Genomic DNA, 19,752 nt, shown 5'->3' on the forward strand with positions numbered 1-19,752 from the left:
CGAACGCCGAAACAGGGCATAGAACAGCCCCCAAGAACCAGAAGAGCCCCCGGCCGAAGCCGGGGGCTCTTCTGTTGGGTCAGACCTGCAAATGCTGGAGACCAGACCTGCAATCAACCCTGTGGCGGTACCGGTGGGATTTGAACCCACGGTGGAGTTGCCCCCACACATGTTTTCGAGACATGATCCTTCGGCCGCTCGGACACGGTACCGGGAAAGAGTTTACACGATCCGGGAGGCCCGTCACGCCACCCGACGTCGGCTCACCCTCCACAGGCGGTCGCCCCCACGGCTCTTCCCACACCCACAGGCCGCCCACGTCGTCGACTCGGCCTGCGGGCGTACCGTCCACGACATGAAGACCCGCACGCTCATCGCACTCCTGACGTCCGTCCTCGGTGGGGCCGGTGTCCTCGGCGCCGCTGCCGTCGGGGCCCGGGCCGGCGTCAAGGGCCAACGGGCGGCTGCGCAACGGGTGGTCGACATGCTGCCGATCCACGCGGACTGGTGGCACGAGCGACAGCAGCACGACGGACGGCTGCTCTACGTGGCGATCGGCGACTCCGCGGCGCAGGGCGTCGGTGCGACGGTCCCGTCCCGCGGGTACGTGGGGCTGCTGGCGCGGCGGATCCGGCACCGTTCCCACGAGTCGGTGCGCGTCGTGAACCTCAGTGTCTCGGGGTCGACGACGTGGGGCGCCAAACGCGACCAGTTGCCGAAGCTCCGGCAGTACACGCCCGACATCTGCACGGTGTCGATCGGGGCGAATGACATCGCGGACTTCGACCCGGACAAGTTCGAGCGGAACATCCGGGCGATCTACGGCGCAGTGCCGTCGCACGCCGTGGTGGCCGAGCTGCCGTGCATGTTCGTGCCGGACCGTGAGCGCAAGGTGGCGGTGGCGAACGAGATCGTGCACCGTGTGGCCGCGGAGTTCGGGCTGACCGTGGCGCCGCTGCACACCATCACGAAGCGGGTCGGGGTCCGCCGCACGTTCTTCAACAGCTACGGCGACCTGTTCCACCCGAACGACCGGGGGTACGAGGTCTGGGCGAGCGCGTTCGAGCCCGCGGTCGACGCCCGGGTCGACACCGTCGCCGCGATCCGACACTACCTGTCCGCGCGCGAGGCGGAGAACCTCGGGCGAGAGGCCGGCGCCGTCGCGAACGCCCGGGCCGAGCAGGACACCGACGGCGCCGAGGCACTCGACCACGCCAACCGACCGAGTCCCGTCGAACGGATCCGCAACCGGATGACGGGTTCGATCGCCCTGCCCGACGAGCCGGTGCACCGCTCCGGTGATGTCGGCGGCACGGCCTAGCCTCGACGACATGGCGCGCCCGCAGTCCCTTTACCGATGCACCGAGTGCGGCTGGACTAGTGTCAAGTGGGTCGGCCGGTGCGGCGAATGTCAGACCTGGGGCACGGTCGAGGACTCCTCGGCGGTCTCGGCGAGCACCAGGGGCACCGCGGCCGTCGCCGTCACCGGTGCTCGAGCGGCGCGCCCCATCACCGAAGCCCGCGGCACGACGGTGCAGCGGTGGCAGACCGGCATCGGCGAGTTCGACCGCGTGCTCGGCGGCGGGGTCGTCCCCGGCGCTGCGGTGCTGCTGTCCGGCGAACCCGGCGTCGGCAAGTCCACGCTCCTGCTCGAGGTCGCTTCACGGGCGGCAGCTTCCGGCAAGCGCGTCCTCTACGTCAGCGCGGAAGAATCCGTCGACCAGGTCCGGCTCCGCGCCGAGCGCACCGGGGCGATGCACGACGACCTCTACCTGGCGAGCGAGGTCGACCTCGGCGTCATCATCGGCCAGATCGACCAGGTCAAGCCGGACCTGCTCATCGCCGACTCCGTGCAGACCATCTCGTCGAGCTCGATCGACGGCATCGCGGGTGGGACGTCCCAGGTGCGCGAGGTCGCCTCGACCCTGATCCGCATCGCGAAGGACCGCGCCCTCCCCGTCCTGATCGTCGGCCACGTCACCAAGGACGGCACGATCGCCGGGCCACGCCTGCTCGAGCACCTGGTCGACGTCGTCTGCCACTTCGAGGGCGACCGGCAGACCGCGCTCCGCTTCGTCCGGGCACTGAAGAACCGCTTCGGCCCCACGGACGAGGTCGGGTGCTTCGACATGGGTGGCGACGGCATCCACGAGGTCCACGACCCCAGCGGCCTCTTCATGTCGAAGAACGCGACTCCGGTCTCCGGCACGTGCGTGACCGTCGCGCTCGAGGGGCGTCGGGCGCTCCCGGTCGAGGTCCAGGCGCTCATCGTCCCGAGCTCGGCACCGCAGCCCCGCCGGGTCGTGAACGGCGTCGATGCCTCACGCGTGGCGATGCTGCTCGCGGTGCTCGAACGCCGAGCCGGCCTCAAGCTCTCCGATGCCGACGTCTACGTCTCGACGGTGGGCGGGATGAAGCTCACCGAACCCGGAGCCGACCTGGCGATCGCTCTTGCGCTGGCGAGTGCAGCACGGGACCGCCCGTACCCGCACACGCTCGCGGCCGTGGGCGAGATCAGTCTGGCGGGCGAGATCCGTCCGGCCACGGGGACCAAGCAACGGGTGAACGAAGCGAGCCGACTCGGCTTCACCACCGTTCTCGGCGCCGACTCCGGGCATCTGCGCGAAGCACTGCGTGTGGCGTTCTCGATGACGCAGTCAGCTCGCGAGCGCGAGCTCGACCGCGCGTTCTGATCGACTAAGCGCGCAATGCGGCCAGCAGGTCCTCCGGACTCGCCTGCATGGTGTTCGGCCCGGCGATGTCGAAGAACACGCCCTCGAGCATGTCGAGGTGGGCGGCCAGGAACTCCTCGAGCCGAGGCCCGTCGTAGACCATGACCTGCCGGATCTTCTCGTCCGGCACCATCGCCGTGTAGGCGTCGGCCGACGAGAACAGCAGCAGGATGCGCTTCTCGGAGCCTTCGCGCCCGAACACCCGCACCTGCATGTCCTTCTTGCCGGTCACGAGCCGGGGGACGATCACGATGTCGTTGCGCAGCGCGAACGCCACCGCAGCGACGTCCTGCTTCGCGAGGGCTTCCTCGAGCTGTTCGCTCCGGAAGCGCTGTTCCTTGTCTGCCATCTGAGCAATTCCACCAGATTTTCGTCGTTCAGTGACGCACGGGTAGCCAGTCGGCCCTGAGCACGCTAGCCTGGTGGAACCGCTTCGGCGGCGCTCAACGTTCGGGCGAGGTGGTTTGCCCCTCAACTCGGACTACCAGGGTCACTGGCCATCAGGCCTGACCCCGAACCCGTCCCGCCGGCACCTGCCCGCGTGGCGCATCACCCCCGTCGACGTACGTCGGGGCTCCGCAGGTGCGATCGCACCATGGCGGAACGCAAGAAAGCTAAGGAAACGCCATCATGGCATCTACCGGTACCGTCAAGTGGTTCAACAACGAAAAGGGCTTCGGCTTCATCGCCCCGGACGACGGAAGCGCTGACGTCTTCGCGCACTTCTCCGCGATCGCCGGCAACGGCTACAAGTCGCTGGAGGAGAACCAGAAGGTGGAGTTCGACATCACCGAGGGCCGCAAGGGCCCGCAGGCGGAGAACATCACCGTCCTCGGCTGATCACATCAGCTTCGAACGGCCCCGTCGTCCTCTGGATGGCGGGGCCGTTTGCTGTCCACTGATGTGTTGGACCGGTGCGCAGTGGATACATCGTCTACGTCGACGAAAGCGGAGATCACAGTCTCACGCGCATCAATCCGGACTACCCGATGTTCGTGCTCGCGTTCTGCATCTTCCCCGTCGACGTCTACGTCGACCGGATCGTTCCGCTCGTCCAACGCCTCAAGTTCGATTTCTTCAACCACGACATGGTCATCCTCCACGAGCGGGAGATGCGTCAGTCAGCTCCGCCGTTCGACATCCTCCTGAACGCCTCCGTCCGCAGCGACTTCATGGCAAGAGTCGACGCCGTGTTCGATGAGCGCTTCGGGGTGGTTGCATCCGCCATCCGGAAGCACGAGTTCGTCCGCCGGGTCGGGGAGGACACGAGTCCGTGCCACGTCGCGCTCGAGTTCGGGCTCGAACGGGTCTTCTTGCAGCTCCAGGATCGAGGAGCGTCCCGGTGCGAGACGTTCGTGGTCTTCGAGAGCCGGGGCCGCTCCGAGGACAGGGAGCTGGAGGCCGAGTTCGACCGAATCATGAGCACCACGAAGATGCGTGGGATGGCCGAGACCTTCCGTTTCAAGATCGCGAGCAAGCAGACGAACAGCGCCGGGCTCCAGATCGCCGATCTCGTCGCTCGTCCGATCGGCACACATCTCCTCAAGCCCGAGCAGCCCAACCGCGCGTGGGACCGGATCCTCGAGCGCATGCCGAAGTCGCCGTCTGGTTCGGTGAAGGGCTGGGGCCTGAAGGTGTACCCGTGAAAGCGAGAACCCCCGGGGTTTCCGGGGGTTCGACGCCGATCGGGCATTCCCAATCCACTTGCATCGAGGCTACCAGCCCGGGCTACTGCAGGATGAACTGCACCGAGGCCTTCGACTCGAGGTTCCCCACCGCGACCTGCAGGTGGTAGCTGGCCCCGTCGGCCGACACCGCCGGGCGGGACGCATCGCACGTCGTGGTGGACGACCGGGTGCGGTCCCAAGCGATCGCGGGCGTGGTCAGGGTCTGCCCGGACTTGATCGTGACGTCCTGGTTCGTGCCACCGGTCTGGCAGTCCTTCGACGACCAGTACTGCTCCTCGCCGGAGCTGATCGTCAGCACCTGCTGCGCTGACCCGAGGTCGAGGTGGCACGAGTTCGTGCCGGTGTTCTTGATCGACATGGCGATCTTCGGGTCCTCGGTGGGGCCGTACGCCTCCTTGTCGAGCACGGGCGTCAAGACGACCTGGTCCTTGCTGCACGTCGACCCGTCGGCAGCGCCCGACCCGGACGCCGACGCAGATGCCGACGCCGAACGGGACGGGGCAGCGGACGACGCACCACCGGCCGAAGCCGAAGCCGAAGCGGACGGCGAGGACGTGGGGACTGCCGTCGGGGTCGACGCGCTCCCCCGTCCGACGACGATGAGCACGATCACCACGACGATGATCACGAGTGCGCCGAGCACGGCTGCACGACGGCGCCAGTACACGACCGGCTTCTCGGGCCCGACGGGGTGACGCAACGACGACATGCGCACAGGGTAGACAACCGCGGATGCCCGGTGCGGGACCCCCGCCGGGTGCCGCGCGAAAGCGTCAGAGGATCTTCAGCATGCGGGTGTTGCCGAGGGTGTTCGGCTTGACCCGGGCGAGGTCGAGGAACTCCGCGACCCCTTCGTCCGACGAGCGGACCAGCTCGGCGTAGACCGCCGGTTCGACGACCTGCTCGCCGATCTCCAGGTACCCGTGCTTCGCGAAGAAGTCGACCTCGAACGTCAGGCAGAAGATCCGCGCGACGCCGAGTTCACGGCCGTCGTGTTCGAGCGCCTCGAGCATCCGGTGTCCGACGCGCTTGTGGATCCAGTCGGCGTCGAGGGCGAGCGTGCGCACCTCGGCGATGTCGTCCCAGAAGACGGCGAGGGCACCACAGCCGATCGGCACACCGTCGGGGCCCTCGGCGATCCGGAACTGCTGGATCGAGCCGTAGAGCGCGACGTTCTCCTTGCCGAGCAGGATGCGCCGGTCGACGTAGGGGGCGATGAGCCGCTGGATGTGCGGGACGTCCGAGGCGAGTGCCGGACGCACCAGGATCCCGTGCTCGTCACGTTCGTGGAACGCGTGCTTCCCGTGCTCTGTCATCCCGACAACCATAGCCGGGCGTGGACGAGCGGCAGCCGACCGCTCCGGGGGACATCCCGCTGTACTGCGCCCAGGCGCGGCCGCCTACCGTCCACACCATGCCTCAGATCATCGAAACCGTCGACGTCAACGTCCCCGTCTCCGCAGCGTACGGTCAGTGGACCCGCTTCGAGGAGTTCCCGCACTTCCTCGACGAGGTCGAGAAGATCGTCCAGGTCGACGACAAGACCACCGACTGGACCGTGAAGGTCGCCGGCCAGGAGCGCGAGTTCCGCGCCGTCATCACCGAGCAGCACCCCGACGAGCGTGTCGCCTGGACCGTCAAGGACGGCGAGACCGACCACGCCGGCGTCGTCACCTTCCACAAGCTCTCCGACGACGAGACGCGCGTGACCGCGCAGATCGACTGGGAGCCGTCCGGCTTCCTCGAGAAGCTCGGCGCTGCGGTCGGCGTCGGTGGCCACGCCATCAAGAAGGACCTGCAGAACTACAAGGAGCGCGTCGAGTCGGCTCCGACCGATACGGGCTGGCGCGGCGACGTGCAGGCGTGATCACGGCCTGATACGTCCGCACACGGACAGACGGGAGGCCCGGTGCCAGCTGGCACCGGGCCTCCCGTCTGTCTGGTGTCGGGTCCTAGGACTCGATCTCACCCTGGGGCGCGTCGGTCGCGGTCTCGACCGCGGCTGCGCCGGCGAGGACCTCTTCGCGGCCCGGCTGACGCCCGGTCTCGAAGTGGAACGCACCGTCGACGAAGTCGACCTTCACGTGGTCACCGGCGGTGAGCTCACCCTGCAGGATGTGCTCGGACAGCTGGTCCTCGACCTCGTGCTGCATCGCGCGACGGAGCGGGCGTGCGCCGAGGGACGGGTCGAACCCGACCTTGATGAGCTGCTCCTTGGCGGGGAGGGTGAGCTCCACCGTCATGTCGCGGTCGAGCAGACGGTCCGCCAGACGCTTCACGAACAGGTCCACGATCTGCAGCAGCTCGGGCTGCGACAGCTGCGGGAACACGATCGTGTCGTCGACGCGGTTCAGGAACTCCGGCTTGAAGTGCTTCTTGAGCTCTTCGTTGACCTTGCCGCGCATGCGGTCGTAGCCGACGGCCGAGTCACCCTCGACCTGGAAGCCCACCGGGCCACCGGCGATGCCCTGCGAACCGAGGTTCGTGGTCATGATGATGACGGTGTTCTTGAAGTCGACCACGCGGCCCTGACCGTCGGTGAGACGGCCTTCCTCGAGCACCTGCAGCAGCGAGTTGAAGATGTCCGGGTGGGCCTTCTCGATCTCGTCGAACAGGACCACGGAGAACGGCTTGCGGCGCACCTTCTCGGTGAGCTGGCCGCCCTCTTCGAACCCGACGAACCCGGGAGGGGCACCGAACAGACGCGAGACGGTGTGCTTCTCACCGAACTCCGACATGTCGAGGGAGATCAGTGCGCCTTCGTCGTCGAACAGGAACTCGGCGAGTGCCTTGGCGAGCTCGGTCTTGCCGACGCCCGTGGGCCCGGCGAAGATGAACGAGCCCGAGGGGCGGTTCGGGTCCTTCAGACCGGCACGGGTCCGGCGGATGGTCTTGGACAGGGCCGAGATGGCTTCTTCCTGACCGATGACCCGCTGGTGCAGTGCCTTCTCCATGAAGACGAGACGCGAGGTCTCCTCTTCGGTGAGCTTGAAGACCGGGATGCCCGTGGCCTGCGCCAGGACCTCGGCGATGATGCCCTCGTCGACGGTGCCGGACGCAGCGACGTCACCGGCACGCCACTGCTTCTCGAGGCGGAGACGCTCACCCAGGAGCTTCTTCTCCTCGTCGCGCAGGCTGGCTGCCTTCTCGAAGTCCTGCTCCTCGATGGCGGCTTCCTTCGACCCACGGACCGTCGAGATCTTTTCGTCGAACTCGCGGAGCTCCGGGGGCGCCGACAGGATCGAGAGGCGCAGGCGTGCGCCGGCCTCATCGATCAGGTCGATGGCCTTGTCCGGCAGGAAGCGGTCCTGCACGTAGCGGTCCGCCAGGTTGGCGGCCGAGACGATCGCACCGTCGGTGATGGACACCTTGTGGAACGCCTCGTACTTGTCGCGCAGACCCTTGAGGATGTTGATCGTGTGCGGCAGCGACGGCTCGTTGACCTGCACCGACTGGAAGCGACGCTCGAGTGCTGCGTCCTTCTCGAAGTGCTTGCGGTACTCGTCGAGCGTGGTGGCACCGATGGTCTGGAGCTCACCGCGGGCGAGGAGGGGCTTGAGGATCGATGCAGCGTCGATCGCACCTTCGGCAGCACCGGCACCGACGAGCGTGTGGATCTCGTCGATGAAGACGATGATGTCGCCGCGGGTGCGGATCTCCTTCGTGACCTTCTTCAGGCGCTCCTCGAAGTCACCGCGGTAGCGGGACCCGGCGATGAGCGAGCCGAGGTCGAGCGAGTAGAGCTGCTTGTCCTTGAGCGTCTCGGGCACGTCGCCCTTGACGATCGCCTGGGCGAGGCCCTCGACGACGGCGGTCTTGCCGACGCCGGGCTCACCGATCAGGACGGGGTTGTTCTTGGAGCGGCGGGAGAGGATCTGCATGACCCGCTCCATCTCCTTCTCGCGCCCGATGACAGGGTCGAGCTTGCCGTCGCGCGCGGCCTGGGTGAGGTTGCGACCGAACTGGTCGAGGACCTGCGAACCCTGCTGCGCGTTCTGCTGCTGCTCGCCGCCGACGGCGACCGCTTCCTTGCCCTGGTAGCCGGACAGGAGCTGGATGACCTGCTGGCGGACCCGGTTGAGGTCGGCGCCGAGCTTCACGAGCACCTGGGCTGCGACGCCCTCGCCCTCGCGGATCAGGCCGAGCAGGATGTGCTCGGTACCGATGTAGTTGTGGCCGAGCTGCAGCGCTTCGCGCAGGGACAGCTCGAGCACCTTCTTGGCACGCGGCGTGAACGGGATGTGCCCGGTCGGCTGCTGCTGGCCCTGGCCGATGATGTCCTGGACCTGCTCACGGACGGCGTCGAGCGAGATGCCGAGCGACTCCAGCGCCTTGGCAGCAACGCCCTCGCCCTCGTGGATCAGGCCGAGGAGGATGTGCTCGGTGCCGATGTAGTTGTGGTTGAGCATCTTCGCTTCTTCTTGAGCGAGGACGACAACCCGACGGGCTCGGTCGGTGAATCTCTCGAACATGTGCTCTCCCTTGGCCCTTTCTGACGGAGCCGACAGCTGGTCCGGTCTCGTCTGAGTCCGGTCACGTACTCCGAGAGTAACCAGCGCTCCCCGTGCGGGCTGCCCCTGTTCGCCGTGGGCGTGACCTCACTGCGCGATGTGCGCAGTGAGCGAACGGAACAGATGACGGGAGGCCCGTGGCGGCGTCCGCCACGGGCCTCCCGTCCGTCATCTCATCGCGTCTCAGGCGCGGCGCGCTGCCCGGCGCAGGGCACGCCGGAAGCGGCGCGGCTCGACGTTCAGGGCGTCGAGGACGTCGTGTGCCGAGCCCATGAACGGGTCGTCGACGCCGTCGAGGACGGCCAGCACGACGTGCACCGGGCGGACGCGCTCGGCCGGACCGGCGAGGGCGGCTGCTCGTGCGAGGACCCGGGCGGCCGCCGGGGTGCAGGCGAGCCGGTCGTGCTCGTCAGGGCACGCGGCCCGCGCACCGACGAAGACGCTGATCTCGGACCGGACGGCTTCCGGGCTGACCCCGTGCGCCTCGAGGACCGGGCGGAACCGGGGCATCCCGCCGCAGAGGGTGACTGCTGCGAGCAGGAGGTGCTCCGCATCGACGAAGCCGAAGCCCGTCTCGTGGGACTCGAGATCGGCGAGCAGCACGATCTCGCGGCCCTGCCGGACGGTGGGGAGGGCGACGGACAGCTGAGCGATCTGCATGTATTCAGAATATCGCATGCAAAGACAATTGAACAGCCCTCGGTTCAGCGCGGCTCGGTACCATCCGGTCATGGATCAGCCCGTCGTCGGCCTCGTCGTCCACCCGACCAAGAACGTGCAGGAGTCCGTCACGACCCTGCAGCGCTGGAATGCATCCGGCCTGGGCGAGCTCGTCGCCCGTCGCGCCGACGCACAGCGGATCGGCGGCGGCATCACCGCGGTGGAGGACGACGACTTCACCGCACGGGTCGACCTCGTCGTGGCCCTCGGCGGCGACGGCACCATGCTCGGCGCCATGCGACTCGTGGCGAAGCGCCCGGTCCCCGTGCTCGGCGTGAACTACGGCAACGTCGGGTTCCTGGTGGAGATCGAGCCGCCCGAACTCGAGGCAGCGCTCGACCGGCTGTCGGCCGGCGAGTACCAGCTCGAGCCGCACCACGCGCTCGAGGCCCGGCTGTCCTGGAGTGGCGCACGCACCGACTACCTGGCGTTCAACGACCTGACGATCGTGCGGCGCCCCGGTTCCGGCCAGGTGTCGGCGGACCTCAGTGTCGGCGGGCTCGGCTACGGCTACTACCGCGCCGACGCCATCGTCGCCGCGACCCCGGCCGGCTCCACCGCGTACAACTACGCCGCGGGTGGCCCGGTGCTCTCCCCCGCACTCTCCGGGTCCGTCGTCACCCCCGTCGCCCCGATGGCGGGCATCGACCGCGCCGTGGTGCTCGCCGCCCGCGAGCGCTACCGGTTCGACATCGCCGAGGGCACCAGGAGCGCCGCGCTCGAGGTCGACGGCCTCGTCGTCGGCGAGGTCGCCACCGGAGCGCAGATCGACGTCCGACTCCGCAAGGACGCCGGCAGCGTCGTGCGACTCGACGCCGAACGGCACGGACGCACCGGTCGGGTGAAGCTGAGCCTGCTCGACCTGCCGGTACGACCCGACCAGCTCATCGAGCTGATCCCGAGCGACCTGCGGCAGAAGCTCGGGCGCGAACTCGACCAGTAGCGATCCGGGCAGGCATCAGGCGCCCACGAACGTGAATGGCCCGCTCGAGCAGTGCTCGAGCGGGCCTTCCCATCACCCCACCGGATCGTCTTCCCACAGACCGACCCGGGTTCCCCTGCCGACGCGAGCGCCGGCCGAAGCCTGCTGACCTCAGTCGGTCAGGTACAGCTGCATGTCCTGCGAGACCGCCTTGGCGAACAGGCGCAGCTTGGCGCGCGACTCCACCCGGCTGACGGCCTGGCGGGTCGTGTGCACGATCTTCGAGATCTCGTCGAGCGTCATCGGCTTGTCGTCGTCGAGGCCGTAGCGCATACGGATCACGTTGGCTTCCTCGCTCGGCAGCTCGGCGACGATCGAACGGATGTCGCGGTGCAGGAGCGTGGTCTCGGTGAGCTCGTTCGGGGACGCAGCGTCCTCGTCCTCGATGAAGTCACCGAGTTCGCTGTCATCGGAGTCGCCGACCACGGTGTGGATCGAGACCGGCTCGTGCGAACGGCCCTTGAGGTCGACGAGCTCTTCGACCGACATGCTCAGCTCGGCGGCGACCTCGTCGGGCATCGGCGCACGGCCGAGGTCGACGGTCAGGTCGCGCTCGGTGCGGGAGATCTTGTTGATCAGCTCGACGGTGTGGACCGGGATGCGGATCGTGCGGGCCTTGTCGGCGAGACCACGCGAGATCGCCTGGCGGATCCACCAGGTGGCGTAGGTCGAGAACTTGTAGCCCTGCGTGAAGTCGAACTTCTCGACCGCACGGACCAGGCCGAGGTTGCCCTCCTGGATGACGTCCATGAACGGCAGGCCCCGCTGCGAGTAGCGCTTCGCGATGCTGACGACCAGACGGAGGTTCGAGGTGATCATGCGCTCCTTGGCGCGCTCACCGTCGCGGACGAGCCAGCGGAGTTCGCGCTGCAGGGTCTTCGCGAGGCCCTTCTCGGTCGCGAGCTTCTCCTCCGCGAACAGGCCGACCTCGATGCGACGGGCGATCTGCGCTTCTTCCTCGGCGGTGAGGAGCGACAGGCGCCCGATGTGGCGCAGGTAGTCGCCGACCTGGTCGACGGAGGCACCGCGGACGCCGGCGAGCTGCTCGTCGGCCTCGACCTCGGTGTCGAGGGAGGTCGTCGCGGACTCGGCGGCCTGGGTCTTCGATGCCGCTGCGTTCTTCGTGGTGGCGCGGCGGGTGGTGCTCGGTGCAGCCGGTGCGATCGTCATGGTGTTGCTCCCTGCGTTCGGCGGTGATGGCTTCGTGCGGTGGTGCTGGGGGGTGGTGCTTCTGGGTGCTGCTTGGGGTGTTCACGAGTAAAGCGGTCCGGAGGTGTACCCCACAAACCGATCGGAATGATTCTCAGGCTTCTCCGTGCTTCGTCATCGAAACCGTCCCCCGTGGGGTACAGCGATGCTGCCAGTGTGGTCCCCCGAACTGCCGCGGATCAAGGGTATGACGTGATGTTTCCGGCGTTGCAGGAGTGTTTCTCACGCATTTCCGAACCTGTACCCCGCACCGCCGCGCCTTCCGGACATGCAAAAGGGGTACGTCCGGCCGGATCGATGCGATCCGGTGGTCGTACCCCGAAAACCGAGTGGGTGGGGGTCACCAGGAGGGTTCGAGCCACCCGTCCCGGCGCTTGGACGCCTCGAGGTCGGCGTCTCGGTCGAACTCGTCGTACTCGCTCTCGATGTCACCGACGAGGCTGCGACCCGTGAAGGGGTGTGTGGTTGCCATGCGGACGATGCTCACCCCGGCGCGCGACGGCGAGGTGAACGGTGCGTGACCGGTCGAGGGCGCACAGCCGTCGAGGGGGCGCGGACGTTGGAGGGGCACAGACGTCGAAGGCCGCCGCCCACGATGGGGCGACGGCCTTCGGACAGGACTGGGTCGGGCGGCGCTACTCGGCCGAGGCCGGTGCCGGCGCGGGGACGCCGTGCTCCCGCTCGAACCGGGCACGCTCCTCGGCCTCGACCTTGGCGTACGCGGCACGCTCGGTGCGGTCGGCCCGCATGATGGCGCGCATCACGAACCAGAAGATGAGGCCGACGACGATGGTCGGCGTCAGGGCGAAGATGATCCCGGTCACGACTCCATGCGGCACCGGAGCATCGTACCCCGGGGAACCGGGACTTACTTGACCAGAGGGAACAGGATCGTCTCGCGGATGCCGAGGCCGGTGATCGCCATGAGCAGGCGGTCGACGCCCATGCCCATGCCACCCGACGGCGGCATGGCGTGCTCGAGGGCCCGCAGGAACTCCTCGTCGACGCGCATCGCCTCGGGGTCGCCGCCGGCTGCGAGCTTCGCCTGCTCGACGAAGCGCTCCCGCTGCACGACCGGGTCGACGAGCTCGGAGTACGCCGTCGCGAGCTCGAAGCCGCGGACGTACAGGTCCCACTTCTCGACGATGCCCGGTCGGGTGCGGTGCTCGCGGGTGAGCGGCGAGGTGTCGACCGGGAAGTTCATCACGAACGTCGGGCGGTCGAGCGAGTCGATCACGAAGTGCTCCCAGAGCTCTTCGACGTACTTGCCGTGGGTGGCGTGCGCGACCTCGATGCCCTCGGCAGCGGCGAGCTCCTGCAGCTCGGACAGCGGGGTCTCCGGGGTGATCTCGCGACCGGCTGCCTCGGACAGCGAGCCGTACATGTCGATGCGCGGCCACTCGCCGCCGAGGTCGTACGTGCTGCCGTCGGGCAGGGTGACCTCGAGCGAGCCACCGGTCACGGCCCGCGCAGCGCGCTGCACGAGCTCCTGCGTCAGGTCGGCCATCTGCTCGTAGTTGCCGTACGCCTGGTATGCCTCGACCATCGCGAACTCGGGCGAGTGCGACGAGTCGGCACCCTCGTTGCGGAAGTTCCGGTTGATCTCGAACACCCGGTCGATGCCGCCGACGACCGCGCGCTTCAGGAAGAGCTCGGGCGCGATGCGCAGGAAGAGCTCGGTGTCGAAGGCGTTCGAGTGGGTCACGAACGGACGGGCCGAGGCGCCACCGTGCTGGGTCTGCAGCATCGGCGTCTCGACCTCGAGGTACTCGTGCTCGGTGAAGGTCTGGCGGAGCGAGGACATCACGGCGGCACGCGCGCGGACGGTGGCGCGTGCTTCGTCGCGGACGATGAGGTCGAGGTAGCGCTGGCGGACCCGCGTCTCCTCGTTCAGCTCGTTGTGCAGGTTCGGCAGCGGCAGGATCGCCTTCGCCGCGATCGCCCACTCGTCGACCATGATCGACAGCTCACCGCGGCGCGAGGAGATCACACGGCCGTGCACGAACACGTGGTCGCCGAGGTCGACGAACTCCTTCCAGCGTGCGAGGGACTCGTCTCCGACCTCGGCCAGGGACACCATCGCCTGGATGCGGGACCCGTCGCCGGACTGCAGCGACGCGAAGCAGAGCTTGCCGGTGTTGCGCGAGAACACGATGCGGCCGGCGACACCGACGACGTCCTGCGTCTCCTCGCCGGTCTCGAGGTGCGCGTACTGGTCGCGGACCGCCGGGATCGTCGTCGTGATCGGGAGCTCGGCGGGGTACGCCTCGATGCCGGACTCGAGCAGCTTCGCGCGCTTGTCGAGCCGGACCTGTCGCTGCTCGCTGGTCTCCTGCTCGGCCAGTGCGGCGGCGTCGGCGATCGCGGTGTCGGTGGTGGCGGTCTCGTCGGTCATGCGGGTGCGGCTCCGATGGTCGTGGGGGTCGGGGGAAATGCTACCCGCGCCGCGAGCCCGCCCCCGAACCGTGCCCGGACGGGTCCCCTCGACTGGTCGCGACTCCCCGCCGGCGCGGCGCCGACCGGTCACGTTCCGTCGGCCGGACGGCGGCGGGCCGACGGCTCGTGACCACTCGGCGGAACTGAGCGGGGAGTCGTGACCGACCGCCATGCCCCTACAGCGTGGACTGCCCGTCGGCGGCCGTCAGTGCGTTGTCGACGGCGGAGCGGACGAGCGCACCGAGCACCCGGCCGGGGTGGTCCACACCGATGCCGGAGAGCGTGCCCGCCGACTGGTCCACGATCGCGGTCGAGAAGCTCACGGCGGCACGCACGGCGTCGGCGTACGCGGGCCGGTCCGCCTCGGCGATGACGAACGGCTCCGCGCCCATCTCGACCACCAGGGCCTGCGCGATCGGCAGCACGGGCGAGGGAGCGGTGACCGCGCAGTAGGCGTCACGGAGCCGCGACAGGTCGACGCTGGTGCCGGTGAACGCCATTGCGGGGTGGATGGCGAGCGGGATCGCACCGGCCGCCATCGCGGGAGCGAGGATGCCGACGCCGTGGTCCGGGCTGGTGTGCACGACGAGCTGTCCGGGCTGCCAGATGCCGGCGTCCGCCAGGCCCTGCACGAGTGAGGCCAGCTGGTCGTCCGGCACGGCGAGCAGCACGAGTTCGCTCCGCTCGACCAGGTCCGGCGTCGCGAGCACGGGAGCGCCGGGCAGCATCGCCTCGGCGCGGTCACGGCTCTCGGCGGACACGGCGGTCACGCCGACGACCGCGTGCTCCGCGTTCGCGAGTGCGGCGCCGAGCACGGGTCCGACCCGTCCGGCCCCGACGACGCCGACGCCGAGGCGCCCGGCCCTCATCGGACGGCCCCGGTGGGCGGGACGTCGCTCCACCCCGGGCCGGGAGGCACGGTGCCGGGCCGGTGGTCGGCGTCGGGTCCGGCAGGGGCTCCGGTCCCGGGCCACGGCACGTCCGCAGCGTGCCTGGCGGACGCGGGACGGGCCTCCCGTTCGCGCCACCGGTGGGACGTGTCGACCGCAGCGGCCTCGACGGCGCGCTGGGTGGTCTCGGACCACAGACGCTGCGCGTCCCGTGCGTCGAGCGCACCGACGCGGGCCGAGACCGGCCCGGCGACGGTGTGCACGTGGACGGCGGCGAGCCGCAGGGCACGCTCGAGCGGACCCTGCTCGACCTTGACGCTCTGCACCCGGGGCAGCGGCACGATGACGAGCGACCGCCAGACGGCGCCGAGCCGGAGCAGCACCGCGCCCTGCACGAACCGGTACCCGTTGCGTCGGAACGCGAACGGCCGGAGCCAGGCGCCGCGGCGCGGGGAGTGCACGAAACCACCTTCGTCGCCGCTCGTGGTGAGGCTGTCGTCGACGACGCTGACGGCCTCGGCGGAGCCTTCCCGCAGGGCCTCCTGCGACGCCTCGGGGCCGGCGACGGCAGTGCCGACCAGGCCGGGCAGGATGATGTCGAGGACCTCGCGGACGTCGGCCGCGGTGCCGACGGGCAGCACGATGGCGGAGGCCTGCTGGTTGCTCGACGCCCCGTTGCCCGCGTTCGTCGCACGGTTGATCCGGACGTCCCACCAACCGAACGGGCGCCAGAGCAGCGGCTGCGCGACGCTGACGGCGTGGATGCGGCCCGGGGGCAGCGTCTCGTTCGAGGTCGAGACGAGCCCGAACCCGATCCGGATGCCGTCGCGGGTCTCGGCGATCGTGTACTGCAGCGACCGCGAGAACTTGCGGACGTAGTAGCTGCCCGCACCGATCACGGCGGGGAACAGGCCGAACAGGATCCCGTACTCGCCGGTGAGCGCGACGCTGACGATCATCGCTGCCACGGCCAGCAGGATGAAGACGGTGGTGCCGGAGAGCAGCATCGACGCGATCAGCCGACCGGGCTTCACCTTGACGATCCGGGTGGCCTGCACCGCGGCGGGGTCGAGCTCGGGCGAGAACATCTCGTCGACGCGGTCCTGCAGCACACCGTTCGACGCGCGCGCCGGACCACTGCCACGGTCATCGTCCTTCGCACCCGAGGCGAGCACGAGGATGCGCAGCCGCAGGTCGTCGGCGGCCTTCACCCCGAGGTACGCGAGCTGCACGTTGGCGTCGTTGCCGGCCTGGGCGATCTCGAGCTTCGCCGTGCCGAACACCCGCGGGATGAGCGGACGCGAGATGTTGATGCCCTGGATCCGGTCGAGCCGGGCCTTGCGGTGGTTCCGGAACAGCACGCCCGAGCGGACCTCGACGATCTCGCCGGTGACCCGGAACTCGTGCATCCGCCAGGACAGGTAGAAGAGCCCGATCAGCACGAGCAGGAACACCGCGACGCCGAGCAGCACCCAGCCGACGACGCCGTGCTCGTAGACGTAGCGGACGGGGTCGCCGTCCTGCTGCTCGCCGCCGGGGATGAAGAACTCGACGAGCTGGTCGCGCAGGCTGTTCAGCACGTAGCCGAGGATGACGATCAGGAAGATCCCGCCCTTGAGCAGCGGGGTCAGCGGGTGCAGGCGGTGCCACTCGCCGTCGGTCAGGGGCGCTGCGGCAGCGGCGTTCCCGCGCGTGGGCGGAGCGGGCGGCGGCGGGCCGGGTCGGAAGGTCACCGCGACCCCCTACAGCCCGGCGCGGCGGGACTCGGCGAGCTCGACGAGCCGGTCGCGCAGTTCGTCGGCGTCGGTCGCGGGGATGCCGGGGATGCGGACGTTCGTGGCGGCCGCGGCGGTCACGAACTTCAGCTCGCTCATGCCGAGCGCCCGGTCGAGCGGACCGCGCGCCACGTCGACGAGCTGCATGCGCCCGTACGGCACCGCCGTGAAGCGCTGCCACATCAGGCCGCGGCGGACCACCAGGTCGTCGTCGCGCAAGGCGTAGCCGATCGCACGGACCCGGCGGGGCGTCAGCGCCGCGGTGACGAGCGTGATGACGAGCACCACGATGCCGATGAGCAGCCATACCGTTCCGGCGCCCGAGCCGAAGCCGTCGTTGACGACCCCGATCAGGACCAGGCCGGCGGTCACCACGATGCCGATCACCAGGGTCGTGATGAGTTCGGTCCACACGAGCTTCGCGGACACCCTGGTCCAGTCGATGCCGGTCAGGCCGAGGCCCGGCTCGTCGAGTCGTTCACGCGCCATCGCGGGCCTCCTGGTGGTGTGCTCGGGTCAGTTCGCCGTCGTGCCGTTCCGGGGATCGCCCGGCTCGTCGTCGTCGCCCGGAGGAGCGATGCACATGCGCTCTGCCACGAGTGCGCAGACCGTCAGCACGATCCCGCCCCCGACGGCGACCACGTTCGGCAGGGTCGAGCCTAGCGAAGGCGTCACCGAGCGGGTCAGGAGGTACACGACCAGCCCGATCGCGAAGCCCCCGAACAGGACGCCGCAGATGCTCGAGGCCTTCGCCAGCACCACCACGCGCGTGGCGTAGAGCGGGTCGACCGGGCGCTGCCGGCCCGCGCCCTCGCGGGCGTGCCGGCGGACGGGAGGCGCCATGAGCACGACGGCGACGCCGATGAACGCGAGCGTGATGCCGAGCGGCACGGCGAGCAGCAGCGTCGGCGACTGTCGCGACGCGAGCACCGCGTCGAACGCGAAGCCCGCCACCGCGGTCACGACGGCGATGCTGAGCAGGGTGGAGGGACGGGTCGGCTTCACGGCTGGGTCACGTTCCCTTCGGTGGTGGCCCGGGAGGCGCGGGGCACGTCCGCGAACAGGCGCGGCTCGTCGACGCGCTCGGTGTCGTCCCCCACGGCGGCGAGCAGGTCGGCCACCGGTCCGGCGCCGGGCAGGACGGCCGCGGGGTCGGCGTCGAGCCATGGTGCGAGCACGAACGCGCGCTCAGCGGCACGGGGGTGCGGGACGGTGAGCGTGGCGGTGTCGATGCGCAGGTCGTCGACGGCGACGACGTCGAGGTCGAGGGTCCGGTCACCCCAGCGGACGTCGCGGGTGCGGCCGTGCTCGTCCTCGATGCCGTGCAGTGCATCGAGGAACGCCTGCGGCTCGAGGTCGGTGTCGACGACCACGACGGCGTTGCGGTACCGCGGCTTGGTGTCGTCGCGGCCGTCCAGGGTGACGGCGACCGACTCGACCTCGTGGCTCGACGCCACCGGGTGGACCCCGGGCAGCGCGGCGACCGCTCGGGCCGCGGCGCGGAGGGTGCTCCCCCGGTCGCCGAGGTTGGCGCCGAGCGCGACGACGACGCGGCTCACTCTTCTTCCTCGTCCGGCACGGTCGCCCCGCGGGCACGGCGGATGGTGATCGACACGTCGGTGAACGGCACGGTGATGGGTGCCTGCGGCTTGTGCACGGTGACCTCGGTCGCCAGGGCGGCACGGTGGGTGAGCACCGCGGCCGCGATGCGCTCCGCGAGGGTCTCGATCAGGTCAACCGGGTCGCGTTCGATCTCGGCGACGACCTGCTCGGCGAGCACGCCGTAGTGCACGGTGGCGTCGAGGTCGTCGCTGCCCGAGGCCGCACGGGCGTCGAGCTCCACGACGACGTCGACAACGAAGTCCTGGCCGTCAGCACGTTCGTGGTCGAAGACCCCGTGGTGGCCGCGGGCGCGGACCCCGACGAGGCGGATGGTGTCGTTCACGAGCGAGCTGCCCTCCAGGCGTCCCAGACGTCGAGCACGGCACGGGTCGGTGCCGGGTCGTGCACGCGCACCCCCCACGCGCCGCGTTCGGCGGCGAGCAGGCTGACGGCGGCGGTGGCGAGGTCGCGGTCCTTCGACGGGGCGCCCTCGGGGCTGCCGACGCCGTCCAGGAACCGCTTGCGTGATGCGGCGACGAGCACCGGCAGACCGATCGAGGCGAACCGCTCGTACCCGGCCAGGATCTCCCAGTTCTGCACGCCCTGCTTGGCGAAGCCGAGGCCCGGGTCGATCACGACCTGCTCCTGGCGCACCCCGAGGACGATGAGCTCGGCGACCCGCATCTCGACCTCGCGACGGACCTCGTCGACGGCGTGCACGTACTCGGCGTTGCGGTACATCCGGTCACTGTGGCCACGCCAGTGCATGACCACGAACCCGACCCCGGTCGACGCGACCACACGGGCCATGTCCGGGTCGGCCAGGCCGCCGGACACGTCGTTGACGATCGCGGCGCCGAGTTCAACGGCCCGTTCGGCGGTCGAGGCGTTCATCGTGTCGACGCTCACCGGGATGCCCTCGGCGACGAGCTGCCGGACGACCGGCAGGACGCGTTCCTGCTCGACCGGCACCGGCACGCGCTCCGAGCCCGGCCGGGTCGACTCCCCACCGACGTCGATGATGTCGGCGCCCGCGGCGACGAGGTCACGCGCGTGCTGCACGGCGGCGTCGTAGGCCTGGTGCAGCCCGCCGTCGCTGAACGAGTCGGGCGTCACGTTGAGGATGCCCAACACCCGCGTGCGGTCCGGTGTCGGACCGCCGCGGGTGTCGAGCCGACGAGCACGTCTCGTCGGCAGGTCGGTCATG

Annotated in this window: 22 protein-coding genes and 1 tRNA gene; 6 read left to right on the forward strand and 17 right to left on the reverse strand. The window is 69.6% G+C overall.

Annotation, left to right across the window (positions count from 1 at the left end; translation table 11 throughout):
• Positions 1 to 122: 122 nt before the first annotated feature.
• Positions 123 to 212 (reverse strand) — tRNA-Ser (locus tag EDF31_RS01475).
• Between the two features lie 143 nt (positions 213 to 355).
• Here EDF31_RS01475 and EDF31_RS01480 point away from each other — a divergent pair.
• Entirely contained in the window at positions 356 to 1,321 is a 966-nt protein-coding gene (locus EDF31_RS01480) for an SGNH/GDSL hydrolase family protein (RefSeq protein WP_165901296.1), read from the forward strand.
• A 10-nt stretch (positions 1,322 to 1,331) separates the two neighbouring features.
• The gene (gene radA / locus EDF31_RS01485; RefSeq protein ID WP_243649798.1) at positions 1,332 to 2,693 is read left to right on the forward strand and encodes a DNA repair protein RadA; all 1,362 of its coding nucleotides are present in this window, start codon (positions 1,332 to 1,334) and stop codon (positions 2,691 to 2,693) included.
• Between the two features lie 4 nt (positions 2,694 to 2,697).
• On the opposite strand, the gene EDF31_RS01490 is transcribed toward radA, so the two are convergent.
• Entirely contained in the window at positions 2,698 to 3,081 is a 384-nt protein-coding gene (locus EDF31_RS01490) for an SseB family protein (protein ID WP_131844936.1), read from the reverse strand.
• Between the two features lie 281 nt (positions 3,082 to 3,362).
• Here EDF31_RS01490 and EDF31_RS01495 point away from each other — a divergent pair, with 281 nt between their 5' ends.
• Both EDF31_RS01495 and EDF31_RS01500 read left to right on the forward strand, forming a co-directional pair.
• Positions 3,363 to 3,572, forward strand: a complete 210-nt coding sequence (locus tag EDF31_RS01495; protein ID WP_017887662.1) for a cold-shock protein — start codon at positions 3,363 to 3,365, stop codon at positions 3,570 to 3,572.
• A 74-nt stretch (positions 3,573 to 3,646) separates the two neighbouring features.
• A complete protein-coding gene (locus EDF31_RS01500) occupies positions 3,647 to 4,378 on the forward strand; it encodes a DUF3800 domain-containing protein (RefSeq protein WP_131844937.1) in 732 nt (243 codons plus the stop codon).
• 82 nt (positions 4,379 to 4,460) lie between these two features.
• Here the strand turns inward: EDF31_RS01500 and EDF31_RS01505 are convergent, their stop codons facing one another.
• Positions 4,461 to 5,129, reverse strand: a complete 669-nt coding sequence (locus EDF31_RS01505) for a hypothetical protein (protein WP_131844938.1) — start codon at positions 5,127 to 5,129, stop codon at positions 4,461 to 4,463.
• A gap of 64 nt (positions 5,130 to 5,193) precedes the next feature.
• Complete coding sequence (locus tag EDF31_RS01510) at positions 5,194 to 5,736, reverse strand: amino-acid N-acetyltransferase (protein ID WP_173170102.1); 543 nt, start codon at positions 5,734 to 5,736, stop codon at positions 5,194 to 5,196.
• A 98-nt stretch (positions 5,737 to 5,834) separates the two neighbouring features.
• On the opposite strand from EDF31_RS01510, the gene EDF31_RS01515 reads away from it, so the two are divergent.
• Positions 5,835 to 6,287 carry an SRPBCC family protein gene (locus EDF31_RS01515; protein WP_123294553.1) on the forward strand — a complete coding sequence of 151 codons (453 nt, stop codon included), beginning with the start codon at positions 5,835 to 5,837 and terminating at the stop codon, positions 6,285 to 6,287.
• A gap of 85 nt (positions 6,288 to 6,372) precedes the next feature.
• On the opposite strand, the gene EDF31_RS01520 is transcribed toward EDF31_RS01515, so the two are convergent.
• Both EDF31_RS01520 and EDF31_RS01525 read right to left on the reverse strand, forming a co-directional pair.
• Positions 6,373 to 8,892, reverse strand: coding sequence for an ATP-dependent Clp protease ATP-binding subunit (locus tag EDF31_RS01520; RefSeq protein ID WP_123294552.1), 2,520 nt, complete (start codon positions 8,890 to 8,892; stop codon positions 6,373 to 6,375).
• A gap of 222 nt (positions 8,893 to 9,114) precedes the next feature.
• Positions 9,115 to 9,591: a Clp protease N-terminal domain-containing protein gene (locus EDF31_RS01525; protein ID WP_165901297.1), complete on the reverse strand. Its 477-nt coding sequence runs from the start codon at positions 9,589 to 9,591 to the stop codon at positions 9,115 to 9,117.
• 70 nt (positions 9,592 to 9,661) lie between these two features.
• Here EDF31_RS01525 and EDF31_RS01530 point away from each other — a divergent pair, with 70 nt between their 5' ends.
• Positions 9,662 to 10,594 (forward strand): NAD(+)/NADH kinase, encoded by a 933-nt coding sequence (locus EDF31_RS01530; RefSeq protein ID WP_131844940.1) that lies wholly within the window; start codon positions 9,662 to 9,664, stop codon positions 10,592 to 10,594.
• A 150-nt stretch (positions 10,595 to 10,744) separates the two neighbouring features.
• Here EDF31_RS01530 and EDF31_RS01535 read toward each other — a convergent pair whose 3' ends face one another.
• The 11 genes from EDF31_RS01535 to folP all read right to left on the reverse strand — a co-directional run bounded on the left by EDF31_RS01535 (position 10,745) and on the right by folP (position 19,751).
• Positions 10,745 to 11,803: a sigma-70 family RNA polymerase sigma factor gene (locus EDF31_RS01535; RefSeq protein WP_131844941.1), complete on the reverse strand. Its 1,059-nt coding sequence runs from the start codon at positions 11,801 to 11,803 to the stop codon at positions 10,745 to 10,747.
• A 379-nt stretch (positions 11,804 to 12,182) separates the two neighbouring features.
• A complete protein-coding gene (locus EDF31_RS20460) occupies positions 12,183 to 12,314 on the reverse strand; it encodes a hypothetical protein (RefSeq protein WP_258373406.1) in 132 nt (43 codons plus the stop codon).
• A gap of 163 nt (positions 12,315 to 12,477) precedes the next feature.
• Positions 12,478 to 12,681, reverse strand: coding sequence for a hypothetical protein (locus EDF31_RS01540; RefSeq protein ID WP_111086942.1), 204 nt, complete (start codon positions 12,679 to 12,681; stop codon positions 12,478 to 12,480).
• 29 nt (positions 12,682 to 12,710) lie between these two features.
• Positions 12,711 to 14,237 carry a lysine--tRNA ligase gene (lysS, locus tag EDF31_RS01545; protein ID WP_131844942.1) on the reverse strand — a complete coding sequence of 509 codons (1,527 nt, stop codon included), beginning with the start codon at positions 14,235 to 14,237 and terminating at the stop codon, positions 12,711 to 12,713.
• A gap of 217 nt (positions 14,238 to 14,454) precedes the next feature.
• A complete protein-coding gene (locus tag EDF31_RS01550; protein ID WP_165901298.1) occupies positions 14,455 to 15,147 on the reverse strand; it encodes a Rossmann-like and DUF2520 domain-containing protein in 693 nt (230 codons plus the stop codon).
• Entirely contained in the window at positions 15,144 to 16,901 is a 1,758-nt protein-coding gene (locus EDF31_RS01555) for a PH domain-containing protein (protein ID WP_131844944.1), read from the reverse strand. Before EDF31_RS01555 ends, EDF31_RS01550 begins: the two co-directional genes overlap by 4 nt.
• A gap of 9 nt (positions 16,902 to 16,910) precedes the next feature.
• Positions 16,911 to 17,432: a PH domain-containing protein gene (locus EDF31_RS01560; protein WP_131844945.1), complete on the reverse strand. Its 522-nt coding sequence runs from the start codon at positions 17,430 to 17,432 to the stop codon at positions 16,911 to 16,913.
• Positions 17,433 to 17,459: 27 nt separating this feature from the next.
• Positions 17,460 to 17,948 (reverse strand): DUF3180 domain-containing protein, encoded by a 489-nt coding sequence (locus EDF31_RS01565; protein WP_131844946.1) that lies wholly within the window; start codon positions 17,946 to 17,948, stop codon positions 17,460 to 17,462.
• Positions 17,945 to 18,502 (reverse strand): 2-amino-4-hydroxy-6-hydroxymethyldihydropteridine diphosphokinase, encoded by a 558-nt coding sequence (gene folK, locus EDF31_RS01570; RefSeq protein ID WP_123339201.1) that lies wholly within the window; start codon positions 18,500 to 18,502, stop codon positions 17,945 to 17,947. Before folK ends, EDF31_RS01565 begins: the two co-directional genes overlap by 4 nt.
• Entirely contained in the window at positions 18,499 to 18,888 is a 390-nt protein-coding gene (gene folB / locus EDF31_RS01575; protein WP_131844947.1) for a dihydroneopterin aldolase, read from the reverse strand. The genes folK and folB overlap by 4 nt, the downstream gene beginning before the upstream one ends.
• Positions 18,885 to 19,751 carry a dihydropteroate synthase gene (gene folP, locus EDF31_RS01580; RefSeq protein WP_207896096.1) on the reverse strand — a complete coding sequence of 289 codons (867 nt, stop codon included), beginning with the start codon at positions 19,749 to 19,751 and terminating at the stop codon, positions 18,885 to 18,887. The genes folB and folP overlap by 4 nt, the downstream gene beginning before the upstream one ends.
• Position 19,752: the final 1 nt, after the last annotated feature.

The sequence above is a fragment of the Curtobacterium sp. PhB142 genome (assembly GCF_004341255.1).
In the GTDB taxonomy this organism is placed as follows: domain Bacteria; phylum Actinomycetota; class Actinomycetes; order Actinomycetales; family Microbacteriaceae; genus Curtobacterium.

Coding starts and splice junctions, on each gene's coding strand:
- EDF31_RS01530 (WP_131844940.1), top strand. CDS start 9,662: ATGGATCAGCCCGTCGTCGGCCTCGTCGTCCACCCGACCAAGAACGTG.
- folP (WP_207896096.1), bottom strand. CDS start 19,751: ATGACCGACCTGCCGACGAGACGTGCTCGTCGGCTCGACACCCGCGGC.
- EDF31_RS01510 (WP_173170102.1), bottom strand. CDS start 5,736: ATGACAGAGCACGGGAAGCACGCGTTCCACGAACGTGACGAGCACGGG.
- EDF31_RS01560 (WP_131844945.1), bottom strand. CDS start 17,432: ATGGCGCGTGAACGACTCGACGAGCCGGGCCTCGGCCTGACCGGCATC.
- radA (WP_243649798.1), top strand. CDS start 1,332: ATGGCGCGCCCGCAGTCCCTTTACCGATGCACCGAGTGCGGCTGGACT.
- EDF31_RS01525 (WP_165901297.1), bottom strand. CDS start 9,591: ATGCAGATCGCTCAGCTGTCCGTCGCCCTCCCCACCGTCCGGCAGGGC.
- EDF31_RS01480 (WP_165901296.1), top strand. CDS start 356: ATGAAGACCCGCACGCTCATCGCACTCCTGACGTCCGTCCTCGGTGGG.
- EDF31_RS01515 (WP_123294553.1), top strand. CDS start 5,835: ATGCCTCAGATCATCGAAACCGTCGACGTCAACGTCCCCGTCTCCGCA.
- EDF31_RS01495 (WP_017887662.1), top strand. CDS start 3,363: ATGGCATCTACCGGTACCGTCAAGTGGTTCAACAACGAAAAGGGCTTC.
- lysS (WP_131844942.1), bottom strand. CDS start 14,237: ATGACCGACGAGACCGCCACCACCGACACCGCGATCGCCGACGCCGCC.
- EDF31_RS01490 (WP_131844936.1), bottom strand. CDS start 3,081: ATGGCAGACAAGGAACAGCGCTTCCGGAGCGAACAGCTCGAGGAAGCC.
- EDF31_RS01520 (WP_123294552.1), bottom strand. CDS start 8,892: ATGTTCGAGAGATTCACCGACCGAGCCCGTCGGGTTGTCGTCCTCGCT.
- EDF31_RS01535 (WP_131844941.1), bottom strand. CDS start 11,803: ATGACGATCGCACCGGCTGCACCGAGCACCACCCGCCGCGCCACCACG.
- EDF31_RS01505 (WP_131844938.1), bottom strand. CDS start 5,129: ATGTCGTCGTTGCGTCACCCCGTCGGGCCCGAGAAGCCGGTCGTGTAC.
- EDF31_RS01550 (WP_165901298.1), bottom strand. CDS start 15,147: ATGAGGGCCGGGCGCCTCGGCGTCGGCGTCGTCGGGGCCGGACGGGTC.
- EDF31_RS20460 (WP_258373406.1), bottom strand. CDS start 12,314: ATGGCAACCACACACCCCTTCACGGGTCGCAGCCTCGTCGGTGACATC.